General features: G+C 57.2%; 11 protein-coding genes. 8 read left to right on the top strand and 3 right to left on the bottom strand.

Annotated elements, in window-relative coordinates:
- Positions 1-329 precede the first annotated feature (329 nt).
- From putP to LOY38_RS27325, 7 genes are all read left to right on the top strand, one after another.
- Positions 330-1814 (top strand): sodium/proline symporter PutP, encoded by a 1485-nt coding sequence (gene putP / locus LOY38_RS27355; protein ID WP_258697890.1) that lies wholly within the window; start codon positions 330-332, stop codon positions 1812-1814.
- Between the two features lie 374 nt (positions 1815-2188).
- Positions 2189-4207 carry a type VI secretion system tip protein VgrG gene (locus LOY38_RS27350; protein WP_258697889.1) on the top strand — a complete coding sequence of 673 codons (2019 nt, stop codon included), beginning with the start codon at positions 2189-2191 and terminating at the stop codon, positions 4205-4207.
- Positions 4197-4934 (top strand): DUF4123 domain-containing protein, encoded by a 738-nt coding sequence (locus LOY38_RS27345; protein WP_258697888.1) that lies wholly within the window; start codon positions 4197-4199, stop codon positions 4932-4934. Before LOY38_RS27350 ends, LOY38_RS27345 begins: the two co-directional genes overlap by 11 nt.
- A complete protein-coding gene (locus LOY38_RS27340) occupies positions 4934-9715 on the top strand; it encodes an RHS repeat protein (protein ID WP_258697887.1) in 4782 nt (1593 codons plus the stop codon). Before LOY38_RS27345 ends, LOY38_RS27340 begins: the two co-directional genes overlap by 1 nt.
- Complete coding sequence (locus LOY38_RS27335) at positions 9715-10071, top strand: hypothetical protein (protein ID WP_258697886.1); 357 nt, start codon at positions 9715-9717, stop codon at positions 10069-10071. The genes LOY38_RS27340 and LOY38_RS27335 overlap by 1 nt, the downstream gene beginning before the upstream one ends.
- Before the next feature lie 81 nt (positions 10072-10152).
- The gene (locus LOY38_RS27330; RefSeq protein WP_258697885.1) at positions 10153-10569 is read left to right on the top strand and encodes a hypothetical protein; all 417 of its coding nucleotides are present in this window, start codon (positions 10153-10155) and stop codon (positions 10567-10569) included.
- A gap of 358 nt (positions 10570-10927) precedes the next feature.
- The gene (locus tag LOY38_RS27325) at positions 10928-11245 is read left to right on the top strand and encodes a hypothetical protein (protein ID WP_258697884.1); all 318 of its coding nucleotides are present in this window, start codon (positions 10928-10930) and stop codon (positions 11243-11245) included.
- 68 nt (positions 11246-11313) lie between these two features.
- Here the strand turns inward: LOY38_RS27325 and LOY38_RS27320 are convergent, their stop codons facing one another.
- Both LOY38_RS27320 and LOY38_RS27315 read right to left on the bottom strand, forming a co-directional pair.
- Entirely contained in the window at positions 11314-11730 is a 417-nt protein-coding gene (locus LOY38_RS27320) for a type VI secretion system amidase immunity protein Tai4 (protein WP_258697883.1), read from the bottom strand.
- Complete coding sequence (locus LOY38_RS27315) at positions 11727-12290, bottom strand: type VI secretion system amidase effector protein Tae4 (protein WP_258697882.1); 564 nt, start codon at positions 12288-12290, stop codon at positions 11727-11729. The genes LOY38_RS27320 and LOY38_RS27315 overlap by 4 nt, the downstream gene beginning before the upstream one ends.
- Positions 12291-12595: 305 nt before the next feature.
- On the opposite strand from LOY38_RS27315, the gene LOY38_RS27310 reads away from it, so the two are divergent.
- Positions 12596-13435 carry a 23S rRNA (adenine(2030)-N(6))-methyltransferase RlmJ gene (locus LOY38_RS27310; protein WP_008009107.1) on the top strand — a complete coding sequence of 280 codons (840 nt, stop codon included), beginning with the start codon at positions 12596-12598 and terminating at the stop codon, positions 13433-13435.
- Positions 13436-13590: 155 nt separating this feature from the next.
- Here LOY38_RS27310 and msrA read toward each other — a convergent pair whose 3' ends face one another.
- Positions 13591-14238: a peptide-methionine (S)-S-oxide reductase MsrA gene (gene msrA, locus LOY38_RS27305; RefSeq protein ID WP_258697881.1), complete on the bottom strand. Its 648-nt coding sequence runs from the start codon at positions 14236-14238 to the stop codon at positions 13591-13593.
- Positions 14239-14247 lie beyond the last annotated feature (9 nt).

Below are 14247 nucleotides of genomic sequence, written 5' to 3'. Positions count from 1 at the left end.
CTGGTACACATCTCCCGCGCCTGCTTGGTGCTTTTGCTTCTAGCGCAATGCGAAAAACGCCCTGAAAAGGAGCAAAAAACGACCCTTTTCAAGATAATCCGACTAGGTGCAACTTATTCTGGCGAAACTGGTTGCACCTTATTTGCTTTGTTGAATAGCATTCGCGGCCAAGGTGCAACCGGTCAAAAAGATCGGTGCGCCGGCTGATGGCTTTCCTGGGGAAACATCAGTCATAAATGCGCGGGATCCCGAATCGTCTGTCAAACGTCTTCGTTTGCGAGCGGTTCACCAGCCGCCGTTACATAAAAACAATGCCAGGGCGTCACTCAATGAGCGTAAGCAATCCAACCCTGATCACGTTCGTGATCTACATCGCAGCAATGGTGCTGATCGGCTTCATGGCCTATCGCTCCACCAACAACCTTTCTGACTACATTCTGGGCGGTCGTAGCCTGGGCAGCGTCGTGACTGCACTCTCTGCCGGTGCTTCCGATATGAGCGGCTGGTTGTTGATGGGCCTGCCAGGCGCCATCTACATGTCCGGTCTTTCCGAAAGCTGGATCGCCATCGGCCTGATCATCGGTGCTTACCTGAACTGGCTGTTCGTCGCCGGCCGTCTGCGCGTGCAGACCGAGCACAACGGTGATGCACTGACCCTGCCGGATTACTTCTCCAGCCGTTTTGAAGATAAAAGCGGCCTGCTGCGGATCATCTCCGCGGTCGTGATCCTGGTGTTCTTCACCATCTACTGCGCTTCCGGCATCGTGGCCGGTGCCCGTCTGTTCGAAAGCACCTTCGGCATGTCCTACGAGACAGCGCTGTGGGCCGGTGCCGCGGCGACGATTGCCTACACCTTCGTCGGTGGTTTCCTGGCAGTGAGCTGGACTGACACCGTACAAGCCACGCTGATGATCTTCGCCTTGCTGCTGACGCCGATCATCGTGCTGCTGGCCACTGGCGGCATCGACACCACGTTCCTGGCGATCGAAGCACAAGACCCAAGCAACTTCGACATGCTGAAAAACACCACCTTCATCGGCGTGATTTCGCTGATGGGCTGGGGTCTGGGCTACTTTGGCCAGCCGCACATCCTGGCGCGTTTCATGGCGGCGGATTCGGTCAAGTCGATTGCCAAGGCACGTCGCATCTCCATGACCTGGATGATCCTGTGCCTGGGCGGCACCGTCGCTGTAGGTTTCTTCGGTATCGCTTACTTCTCGGCAAACCCTGCCCTGGCGATGCCCGTGACCGAAAACCACGAGCGTGTGTTCATCGAACTGGCGAAAATCCTGTTCAACCCGTGGGTTGCCGGTGTGTTGCTGTCGGCCATTCTGGCGGCGGTAATGAGTACGCTGAGCTGCCAACTGCTGGTGTGCTCGAGCGCCCTGACCGAAGACTTCTACAAAACCTTCCTGCGTAAAACCGCTTCCCAGGTTGAGCTGGTCTGGGTCGGCCGTGCCATGGTGCTGCTGGTTGCCCTGATCGCCATCGCTCTGGCGGCTAACCCGGAAAACCGTGTACTGGGTCTGGTCAGCTACGCCTGGGCTGGTTTCGGTGCCGCGTTCGGTCCAGTTGTCCTGATCTCCGTGATCTGGAAAGACATGACCCGCAACGGCGCACTGGCCGGCATCCTGGTCGGCGCGATCACCGTGATCGTCTGGAAACACTTCGAACTGCTGGGCCTGTACGAAATCATCCCTGGTTTCATCTTCGCCAGCCTGGCGATCTACTTCGTCAGCAAAAGGGGCGCACCGACCGCCGGCATGCTTCAGCGCTTTGCTGCGGCCGAGAAGGATTTCCGCCTGAACCAGTGATGGGGATGAGCTGATGCTCTGACCTTTCGGCTACAACAAAACGGCCCGCTTCCTACTGGAAGCGGGCCGTTTTTTTGCGCTGTTTCTTTTGACGCAGGGCGTGAAACATCGAAGTTCCATTGTGGGAGCGGGCTTGCCCGCGATAGGGCCCTGTCAGTCACAAATGCATTACCTGACCCACCGCTATCGCGGGCAAGCCCGCTCCCACAGTTGTTCGGTGGTGCTTCTGACAGGAAAGTCTGTAGTCCTCTATCCCGATTTTTGAAGGAAAAATCCCTAAAAAAGCAGGACAAATCTGATTTCCCTGTCCCTCCCTCAACACCCCTTGTCGCTCATGCAGAATCGCCCGCCTTCATTCTGTAGAGACACATCGGATGTTCGCGCCAGCCAATCAACCGCGTTTCACGTTGACCCTCGACGGCGTCCAGAATGAGCTCAAGGTACTTGAGTTCACGGGCAAGGAAGCCATCAGCCAACCCTACCGCTTTGACCTGGAACTGGTCAGCGAGCGCCCGGATCTGGAGCTCGAAAGCCTGCTGCATCGTCAGGCCTTTCTGAGTTTCGATGCGCAAGGTTCCGGTATTCACGGTCAGATTTTTCGCGTCGGCCAGAGCGATTCCGGCCAGCGTCTGACGGGCTACCAAATCAGTCTCGTGCCGCGTCTGGCGTACCTCGGTCAGCGTATCAATCAGCGGATTTTCCAGCACAAAAGCGTGCCGACTATCGTCGCGCAAATCCTCAAAGACCACAGCATCCAGCGCGATGCCTTCGAGTTCCGGCTCGGCAGCGACTACCCCGAACGCGAGTATTGCGTGCAGTACGCCGAAAGCGATCTGGCGTTCATCCAGCGGTTGTGTGCCGAGGTAGGTATTCACTACCACTTCCAGCACAGCCCCGACGGGCATCTGTTGGTGTTCGGCGATGACCAGACGGTTTTCCCCCGGCTGCCCGAGCCGACGCTGTACCTGCCAGGCAGTGGGATGGCGGCAGATGCGCCAGCGATCAAACGTTTCAACGTGCGGCTGGAAACCCGGACCACAGCGGTCACTCGCCGGGACTACGACTTCCGTAAACCGCGTTTGCAACTCGAAAGCCGCCACGACAGCGAGCAGCGACCGGTGCTCGAGGACTACCACTTCCCCGGCCAATTCACTGATCGCGAACATGGCAAGCATCTGGCGCAACGGGCCTTGGAGCGCCACGGGGCAGATTACCGCCAAGCCGAAGGTCGCGGCGACGAATCTGCGTTGGTCAGTGGGCATTTCCTACACCTCGCCGAACACCCGCGCCAGGCGTGGAATGACCTGTGGTTGATCACCGAAATCGAGCACCGGGGCCGGCAGCCGCAGGTGCTGGAAGAGTCGGCCACCAGCGACAGCCCGGATGATTTCCAGGGCTATCGCAATACCTTTCTGGCGACGCCGTGGGACGTTTCCTTTCGCCCTCCACTGGGGCCGGAAAAGCCGCGCATGCTCGGCTATCAACCCGCCGTGGTCACCGGCCCGACTGACAGCGAAATCCATTGCGACGAGTACGGTCGGGTCAAGGTTCAGCTCGCCTGGGACCGTGACGGTGAGCTCAACGAGCATTCCAGTTGCTGGTTGCGTGTCGCCACTGGCTGGGCGCATGACCGTTACGGCAGCGTGATGATTCCGCGCGTCGGCATGGAAGTGCTGGTGGGGTTCGTCGACGCCGATGCGGACAAACCGCTGGTGATGGGTTGCCTACCCAACGCGGCGACCCCGGTGCCGCTCGATCTGCCGGCGGACAAGACCCGCAGCATTTTCCGCAGCCAAAGTAGTCCCGGCGGCGGCGGTTACAACGAAGTGCGCATCGAGGATCGCAAGGGCGCCGAGGAAATCTACCTGCGCGCCCAGCGAAACTGGACCCAGCACGTACTGAATGATCAACAGGTGCAGGTCGATAACGCTCGCAGCATCGTCGTTACCGGCACCGCCCGCCATGAACTGAAGGCTGACGAAAAACGCATCACCCACGGTCAGCGCCAGACCGAAGTGCGGCTGGACGATCACTTGGTGGTGGCCGGTGACCGGCACATTCGCGTGACCAGTCAGGCCCTCAATGCCAGTCAGCAGTTCCACGTCAGCGCCGGCCAGCAAGTGGTCATCGACGGCGGCGCCAGCGCGACCATTCAGGCGGGCGGGCAGTGGATCAACATCGGCCCCGGCGGGATTTTCAGCAGCGTACCGATCCAGGTCGGTGGCGCACCGATGGCGGCCATGGCTTCGGCGCCGAGCCTGCCGGATGTTCCGTTGAAACTCGCCGCCGCCCCGGTGGCGCTGCTCAGTGCCGCACAAATACTCAGCCTGCAAAGCGACGCGCCGTTCTGCGAAGAATGCGAGCGCTGCAAGGACGGTGTTTGTGCCGCCTGATGCCTTGTCACCTCACGCCTGGCTGGAGCGCCAGCCGCTGAAACCGGCGGAGCAGCTGTTCGCGATTTTCAGCAGCGCCAGTGCTGCTGAACCGTTCAAAGCCTGGCAACGCTCGATCTCAGCTCAAGCGCCGAGCCCGATTTGGGCTGACACCGCGTATGCCGAGTGGGAAGCGGTGATGCCCTATGTCGGAATCGTCGCTGCGGATAGTGAGTTTCTGGAGTGGGTTGCCGCCACTGAGTCTCGTGACTGGGGCTGGTTGGCGGTTTCTGCGGCCAGTCATCAAGCGCTGGTCGAGCACTTGCGCTCTCTCACACAAGCGCTGCTGCCCAATGGCGACAAGGTATTTTTTCGGTTCTGGGATGGGCGCTATCTGCTGCCAATTCTGCAATCCGCCGAGGTCGATTCCGTGCAGCTGCTGCCGCTGATCGGGCGTTGCCTGATCAATGGTCAGGCGCACGAGATCGGTGGTCGCGCGCTGAAAACCTCCCTCGTTTTTCCATGGTGGAAAGTCCCGGCGACGTTGTTGGAACAGCTCGCCGCACAGTCTGAAGTCACCCGAATCAACAACCTGCTGAAGTGGCTGAGCGAAGACCGCCCAGACCTGTTTGAAGCGTTTTCCGAAAGCGTTTTGCGGCGCAAGACCGCGAGTTTTCTTGAAGCGCCGGACCTGCCCCAAGCAGCGAAACAAGCGTTGGTGGATTACCTGATGGCGGAGCTGAGCTGATGGATCAGATTGTGCGCATCGAGCAGGAGCTCGACAGTTTTCCGAACACCCTGACGCTCTACCGCGAACAGCTCAAGCACTGGTTCAGCCGGGCGGCAGATACGGCCAGTCACGCTGCCGATCTGCCTTCGCTGATGGGCATGGAACGGATCATCAGATTCGGCAATGCCAGCACCGTGGTGAGCAGTGGCGACGACGACTTTCTCTCCACAGTCGTGCAGTGCCCGAAAGGCGGAAAGCTCGAGATCGAGAGCAAGTTCGAATCGGTTTATGACATTCCCGTGGGGAATATTCAGGTCGATGTGATTGCGCAGGAGGGCGGGGAGTCGACGCCGGTCACACTCGATAACAACGGCAAGGGAACATTCCGAGGGGAAGAGGGCAAGTTCTACCGCATTCACGTCCACAACGAAGTCACACCACAGCAAGTTGAAGATCTTTTCTCTTCCTACGATGGCCTGACGAAGGAACTCGACAGCTGGCTGCGCGATGAATGGCGGACGTTCAAGCCGAAGTGGTCGCAATCGTCTTCGGTGGCTGTAGGCAATGGAATGCTCGCGGGCAGTTGGGCGGCCATTGAAGGTGTGTGGGACGGCATCAGCCTGCTGTCGGACATTCTCAAGGATCCGGCGAGATTCGCAGAGCGGTTGGGTGAAAGCGCCGCAGCGCTGGAGAAGCTCGCCAAAACCGCACCGGATGTCATGGAAAAAGCCCAGTTGCTAGCCAGTGACGAAGCCGCGCTGTGCCTGCTGGTGCGCTGCGCCAGCCTGTGGTTGGACATGCTGCCACCGAGCGAAATCGCCGGCAAAACCGCCGAAGCGGTGTCGATGGTGGTAGTGCAGCTGTTGATCGACATCCTGATTGGCATCGTCCTGACGTTCGCCGGGGCGGGCGCCGGCATCGCCTATTTGACGATGCGTTTGGCTGATCGAGCCGCGCAGTTACTCAGTGCCGTTCTGCGTCTCGTGAAGGCGATTTTCACGATCATCAATAACTTCGTCAGCTACGTCGACCGCTACAAAAAAGTCGCCGCGCGTGGCATCGCGGCGGGCATGAAAAAAGGCCGGATGCAATTGAGCTGGAGCGCACGTCGCAACGCTTCGCTGAAGAAAGACGAACACCACGACGACTCCCCCGATCAAGCGAAAAACCCCAACGGTGACAGCGCCACTTGCGCGCCGTCGACCTGCAAAAATGGCTGCCCGGTATCGATGGTCACCGGTGAAGAACTGCTGACCCTCACCGATGGTTCGCTGGACGGCATCCTGCCGTTTGACTTCACCCGGCTCTATCGCACCAGCGCCGCCGAGATCGACTGCGGCCTGGGTTTTGGCTGGAGCCATTCGCTCGCCCATCGACTGGAAATCGACGGTGATCAGGTCATCTGGATCGACCACGAAAACCGCCGCACCACTTTCCCTATCCCGTCCGCTGAACGCCCGGCGATCCACAACAGCCTCTCGCGCGCCGCGATTTATCTCGGCGCTGCCCCCGAGGAATTGATCCTCGCCCAGGCTGGCGAAGATGCACGTTTTTATCACTTTCATCACGGTCGGCTGACGGCGATCAGCGACGCGTACGACAACCGCCTGCGCCTCACCCGCGACCGCCAGGAACGCATTCAACGCCTCGATAACGGCGCCGGTCGCGCCTTGCTGTTGCGCTATGACCGCGCTCATCTGATCGCCGTCGACTATCAGGTGTTTGTCCCGGCGCAGACCCTCGCCGAGGCCTGGCACACCGAGCAGACGCTGGTCAGTTACCGCTACGACGAATGCGATCAACTGATCGAGGCGAGCAACGCCGCCGGCGAGAGCGAACGTTACGACTACGACGACCAGCACGTGATCCTGCAGCGGCAGCTGGCCGGTGGGGCGAGTTTCTTCTGGGAGTGGGAACGGTCTGGCAAGTCGGCCAGATGTGTTCGGCACTGGGCGTCGTTTTCGCAGATGGACACCCGGTACGTCTGGGATGACGAGGGCAGCGTCACCGTCCAGAACATCGACGGCAGCGAAGAGGTTTATGTCCATGACGACCGGGCGCGGCTGGTGCGCAAGGTCGAGCTGGACGGTGGCGAACACCTCAAGGCCTATGACGATCAGGGCCGCTTGCTGGCCGAGCAGGATCCGCTCGGGGCCGTCACTGAATACCGCTATGACGAAGTCGGACGGCTGGTCGCGCTGATTCCGCCGGAAGACGAGCCAACGGCCTACGAATACCGCAACGGTTTCCTGCATGCGCGCTATCGCGGTAAAGCGGTGTGGAAGTATCAGCGCAATGCCCAGGGGGATGTCACCGAAGCCACCGATCCCGATGGTCAGGTCACCCATTACCACTACGACCCTCAGGGGCGTTTGCTGTCGATCCGCTACCCGGACACCAGCCGGCATGTGTTCGTCTGGAATGCCTTGGGCCAGTTGCTCGAAGAGACCTTGCCCGACGGTGGGCAGCGGCGCTTTTCCTGCGATGTATTGGGTCGGCAGATTACCCGTCAGGATGAACACGGTGCGCTCACCCAATACCAATGGGATGCCATCGGCCGACTGGTTCAGACGACGCTTCCTACCGGTGCCACTCGCGCCTTCAGCTACAACGCCTACGGCAAGATCACCGCCGAACGCGATGAACTGGGCCGCATCACCCGCTACGAATACGTCGACGACCTGCACCTGGTCAGCCGCCGGATCAACCCCGACGGCACCCAACTCAGGTATCGCTACGACAACGCGCAGCTACTGCTCACGGAGATCGAAAACGAATCTGGCGAAACATATCGCCTGGACTACACACCCAACGGATTGATCCGACAGGAAACCGGCTTCGACGGCCGCCGCACCGCGTACGTCTACGATCTCAATGGCCACCTGCTGGAAAAAACCGAGTTCGGCGATGACGGCTCGCAGCGGGTTACGGGGTATCAACGGGACTCGGCCGGACGGTTGCTGACCAAGACCCTGCCCGACGGCATCCAGGTCGACTATCGCTACGACTCGCTGGGCCGACTGACCAGTGTCGACGACGGCCACGACCATCCGCTGGAATTCGAGTACGACCAACAGGATCGCCTGATCACCGAGCACCAAGGCTGGGGCACCTTGCGTTATGGCTACGACGCCTGCGGCCAACTCAACCGCCTGCGTCTGCCGGACGGCAGCAAGCTCGATTACCACCACGCCAAGGGCGGCGCGCTGACGGCCATTGACCTCAACGGCACACGCCTCACCACCCACCAATTCGCCTTCGGCCGCGAACAGCAGCGTCAACAAGGTCAGCTCACCAGCCAATACCACTACGACGAACAAGGCCGGTTACAAGCCCACGCCATCAACCAGCAATCCAGTCCGCTGTACATGCGCCATTACGGGTATGCGGTCAACGGCAACCTGGCAACCATCGCCGACAGCCGTCATGGCCAGCGCAGCTATTACTACGACGCACTCAACCGCCTGACCCGCGTGCGCCACACCCGCGACGACCCACCGGAAACCTTCGCCCACGACCCGGCCGGCAACCTGCTGATGCAGGACCGCCCCGGCGCCGCGAAGGTGCTCGGTAATCGCCTACTCATGCAGGGCGACCGCCACTACGACTACGACGCCTTCGGCAACCTGATCCGCGAACGCCGCGGCACCGCACAGAAACTCGTCACCGAATACCGCTACGACTGCCAGCACCGGCTTATCGGCGTCACCACCCCGGACGGTCGTTGCTCAAGCTACCGCTACGACGCCTTCGGCCGCCGCATCGCCAAAACCGTTGACGGCAAAACTACCGAGTTCTTCTGGCAGGGCGACAACCTCGTCGCTGAAAGTAGCCACGAGCATTACCGCAGCTACGTCTACGAGCCGGGCAGTTTCCGTCCGCTGGCGATGCTCGACGGCAAAGGCCCGCGCAAGGCTTGCCCGTTCTACTACCAACTCGATCACCTCGGTACGCCGCAGGAACTGACAGATTACGGTGGTGAGATCGTTTGGTCGGCGAAGTACAACGCCTATGGCAAGGTCACGCATCTGGCGTTCGGAGGGGGAGAGCAGCTCGATCAGCCGCTGCGTTTTCAGGGGCAATACTTCGACGTCGAAAGCGGCCTGCACTACAACCGGCATCGGTACTATGATCCGGAGGTTGGTCGGTATCTGACGCCGGATCCGGTCAAGTTGGCGGGTGGGCTGAACCAGTACCAGTACACGCCGAATCCGACGGGGTGGGTGGATCCGTTGGGGTTGAGCGGGAATTGTCCGCCACCGAACAAACCTGGGTGTGGGGCGCCGGATGATACGACTGGCGCTAAGGTTGATGAAGGTGAGCCGGCGCTGCCGAAGCTGACAGGTGATCAGCGGAGGGCGCGGATTGATGAGTTGGCGGAGGCGGTTGCATTTAGACGATTAAAAGAAATGGAAGACTCGATAGATAAAGCTCACTTTTTACAAAGGCATGGAGCTCAAACGACTCTTCAATCTCAACTGGATCGTGTGAGTACAGGTAAGGACCCCGCGACGGGTGAGATTAAGTTTTATACAGAGGGAAGGAGAAGGGGGCAGCCTGTGATACCAAGTGCAGCGACTAAGTTTGTTTCCCATCGGGATCAACTAAATGCCATTTACAGGGCGAAACTAATATTTAGACAAAGTGGTCTTTTGAATTCTAGAGAGCCAATAGATTTTGGGCGTAAAGTTGGCGAGGGCTACAAAAGAAGAGGGCTTGAGTATGGGGAGCAGAACAAGGCTATTGTCATACTAAATGACGATGGTGATGCGATAACGTCTTACACGGAGTTCAGGTGATGAAGCCAAAACCGAGCATGGTTGTTTTGAGAAGCTTGCTTTTTGCCTTTGATATCGAAAATACAAAAAGTGAAGAAAGAGAAAAAATAATAGTATCTAAAGATGTAAATGATGATCGTGAGTTGGCTGAGTTGTTTGATCTTTTGCTGAAGCCAGATTTTCTAGTGTATCGGGCAGATGAGCGTCAATGGTTTATCGATACGATACTGTATTACTTAGATATGGGGGAAAACTTTGATGAGGTGTTCACAAGGGTGGATACGTACTTTGATGATGAGGTTAAAGATCAGCGTCGGTTTATGGAAGTTTTGCTGGATCGTTTGAAGTGTTATCAGTCGGAAAGTAATGGAGCGTGAATTATGCCTGAAGTTATTGGAGGGAGATAGTATCAAATAAATCTGTCCCATTTCGGTCTGCCCTTGATTAGGATGAGTGCAATGTTGAAGTGGCCTTTGTTTGATCTCCCGTTTGAGCCTTTGCTTTCGTATTGGCTGGGAGGTATTTCTACTTATGATCTTGAGGATACTCTGGGCGTTACTTTGTCGGCATATGATCCAAATAACAAGGATGACAGAGAGAAGATTATCAGGGGGTTTCTGCTAAATGATTTTGATGATCTTACTTGTAGGCACAGATTCTTGATGTTCAAGGTGCTTGAGGAGGCTTTGAAGCTGCCAGACTTTGATTTTTCTACTCAGTTTGAAAGCGACTACGACGCCAATACATCTATGGCTTGGGATGAAACAGAGATAGACGATCCTCGTGGATTTTTTGAAGATATATATAAGTTGGCAAGCGAAGAATGGAAAGCCGACCTACACAAGGCCAGTCTTGAAGACCAATCTACTTGGTGACAGAGGAGGCACGGCAGCGAAATTTCTGGGCAAGGTCGTCGGAAGTTTCCTTCAAAACGTATCGGTTTCCATGAACTGGTGCGAGGTGAGATCCATGGATAGTCTTTGGCTGTCGCTGCATATGCAGTGGCAGGGTGTAGGAACCCTTGGAAATTCACCGCGCATCAGCGCTGTCGTTTGATTGCGGCACTTAATTTGTGTCCGTAACATCGTTCGCGGCGGCTGTACGCGGGACACGCTTCGGCGTGGCTGAGTTTTGGTGGATCTCCTCAGTTTCCTACTCTCGCGTACGGCTGCCACCCAAGCCCGTAGGAAAGGCCGGTGGTAGCTTGAATTCATCCACCAAGGTCTCTCAAAAATGAAAACTCTTACACCTGATCCACCCTACGAAAAGCCAATCCCTCACCCCGACAACCGCTTCATGGCCCTCACCAGCAACTGCACCGACATGCCCACCCTGTTCGTCGATACCCACGCGCCGCTCGATGTTTTGCATGACGCTGGCAACTACCGAATTCGCGCAGTCACTCAGGTGCTTGAGAACATATCGATGCGCGGTTCGGTCGAGTGTGAGTCCTTCATTCTCAGCGATTTTGCCTTGCTCTGCGCCATTCCATTGCGCGATGGCTGTGATGTGCTGGATGTGATTGGGCGACGGTTACGGGCGCAACCGTAACATTGGCGAGACGGTGATCCTTCCCACATGGCTGTAGGAAGGATCATGTATTTTTCGATTTTTAGCGTTTATTTTGGTAAATATTGATCCTGAGATTTTATGAACGTGTTCAGCTCTTCAGAGTTGTAAATCTCAAGGCAAGCGTAAAAAACCATTTTTTTATCTGAGTGTTTGCTGACCGATGAAAAGTTTGTGTAGGCGTCAAGCATGAATTTTTCGGTTTCCATGTATGGATTGTGTGTGACTTCCAGGGTGTCTTCATTTTGTATTATTAGATGCTGGCCTTTTCCCATTGCTGAGTAGGCCCCAATGGCGAGGCCTATATCAGATTTTATTTCTGATTCGCCTTTGAATTGGCTGGATATGCAGTTGGCTAATCCATAGTCTTTCAATGTTTCCCGAGCTTTGTCGATATACGCTTCCGCAGATATCGCTCGGCCCGAAATGAATAGAAGTAAAAGCAGAATTGCCCGTGAGCGTGTCATTCCTTCAATTTCCAGAAATTTATCTTTTTTAATTTTACATTTGGATTGTCATAAGTATGGCTGTCTTGCCGATGGTAGTCGCTGTCGTCACCGGTCATGCCCCCATCCCAAAGGGTTGCATGCCCTGTTGCGTCGCTCCATCCGGCGATTTCCATAATGATGACGCCTTTCTTGCCATTTATATAACTCAAATTGCTTTGGGTTATTGTGTGGTCGGGTTCGCCCCACTTATGTTTCAGGAAGGCAAGAAAATCTACCACTTTCATGATATAGGGGAGTTTGTCTGCTCCGGCAAGCCGATAGATAGGGGTATTGGGTATGATTGTGCCTTTGGGTATTTTGTATCCGCCGTAGTTAAATGCCCTGCTTATTCTTAAGGCGCAAGCATTTGCATAGGCGTCAGGCTTGTCTGCCCTTGCCGCTTCGACGGGGCCTCCGACAAGGCCATAAACATCTATGGATGACTTATGTCCTACTTCTGCGTATGCGTTCCATAAATTGCTAAAACGGGGTCTTTTAATAGAGATGCTGAATGAGGCGTCGTCAGAATTGATAGCCATTATGCTTCACCTTCCATGTTGATAGCTTCGCTTCCAAATGCGCTCGGAATGATAGTCACGCCTTTGGCTCCAACTGCTCTTGAATAGTAGCTGTTTTATGAGGCGTCCAGCTCACAGCGGGGGCAAGTCCCCTTGTCGCAGAAGCAAGATCAAAAGATCGCAGCCTCCGGCAGCTCCTACGGGGGGTGTGATCGTTTTCTTGCTTCTGCGTTGGGATGATTGCCGGGCAGATTGCCCGCTCAGCCGCGAACCCCTGACGTTCTGCGCCGTACAAGGTAAACTTCCCGGCCTTCGCAGGAGCAATCATGAATTATCGTCACGCCTTCCATGCCGGCAATCACGCCGATGTGTTCAAACACCTGACTTTGACCCGCCTCATCGCCCTGATGTCGCGCAAGGAGCAGCCGTTTGCCTATCTCGACACTCACGCCGGTATTGGTCTGTATGACCTTCAGGGCGATCAGGCCAGTCGTACCGGTGAGTACCTGGAAGGGATCGCGCGGTTGTGGGATCAGCCGGATTTGCCGGCGTTGACCGCCGATTACATGAAGGTGCTGCACGACATGAACCCGGATGGCCAGTTGCGCTATTACCCGGGGTCGCCGGAGTTGGCGCGGCGGCTGACGCGGCCGCAGGATCGGCTGATGCTCAACGAGAAGCACCCCGAAGACGGCTTGCTGCTCAAGGACAACATGGCCGGTGATCGTCGGGTGAAGGTTCACCTGGGCGAAGGCTGGCATGTGCCGCGGGCGATGTTGCCGGTGCAGGAGAAGCGGGCGGTGATGTTGATTGATCCGCCGTTCGAGCAGCTCGATGAGATGCAGCGTTGTGCGGCGTCGTTGAAAGAGGCGATTGGCCGGATGCGGCAGACGGTGGCGGCGATCTGGTATCCGGTGAAGGACCAGCGCATGTTGCGTCGTTTTTATCAGGACCTGGCCGGCACGGGCGCGCCGAAGTTGTTGCGGGTGGAGTTGCTGGTGCATCCGCTGGATACGCCCAATAGCCTGAATGGCTCGGGGTTGGCGATTGCCAATCCGCCATGGGGGCTGGAGGAAGAGTTGCGTGAGTTGCTGCCGTGGTTGTCCAAGAAGCTTGGGCAGACTCAGGGTGGGTGGCAGATGGATTGGTTGATTGCCGAGAGTTGATACATTGCATTAGTGGCGTCTGATCCGACGCCATCGCGGGCAAGCCCGCTCCCACAGGGTGTTATGTCGATCACAACATAGTGGTCAGACACATCACCTTGTGGGAGCGGGCTTGGTCCGGGCGGCGATCCGACGATGCTTTCAGGGCCCGAAAATCAGATCGGGCACGTTACGCCAGTACCGCCAATCCCACAGTAGCCTTCGGGATTCTTGGCCAGGTACTGCTGGTGATACGCCTCGGCGAAGTAGAACGTCGGCGCTTCTTCGATTTCGGTGGTGATGGTGCCTTTGCCAGCCTTGGTCAACTCGGCCTGGAATACTTTCTCGCTAGCCTTGGCCGCAGCCAGTTGCGCCGGGTTGGTGGCATAGATCACCGAGCGGTACTGGGTGCCGATGTCGTTGCCCTGGCGCATGCCCTGGGTCGGGTTGTGCAGTTCCCAGAACATCTTCAGCAGCTGTTCGTAGCTGACTTTTGCCGGCTCGTAGACCACCAGTACCACTTCGCTGTGGCCGGTCAGGCCCGAGCAGACTTCTTCATACGTCGGGTTTGGCGTAAAGCCGCCAGCGTAACCCGCCGCCGTACTGACCACGCCTTCGCGCTGCCAGAACTTGCGCTCCGCGCCCCAGAAGCAGCCCAGGCCAAAGATCGCGAAATCCACGTCCATCGCGAACGGGCCCAGCAACGGGGCGTCGTGGACGAAGTGCTTTTCCGGCACGGTCATCGGGGTTTCGCGGCCAGGCAGAGCTTGTTCTTTAGTCGGGAGCACGTTTTTGTTCACCAGAATTTCCGAGCGCAGAACCATGATCAGTCC

It is taken from the genome of Pseudomonas sp. B21-015 (assembly GCF_024749285.1).
In the GTDB taxonomy this organism is placed as follows: Bacteria; Pseudomonadota; Gammaproteobacteria; order Pseudomonadales; family Pseudomonadaceae; genus Aquipseudomonas.
This window is presented reverse-complemented; position numbering and strand designations above follow the sequence as displayed.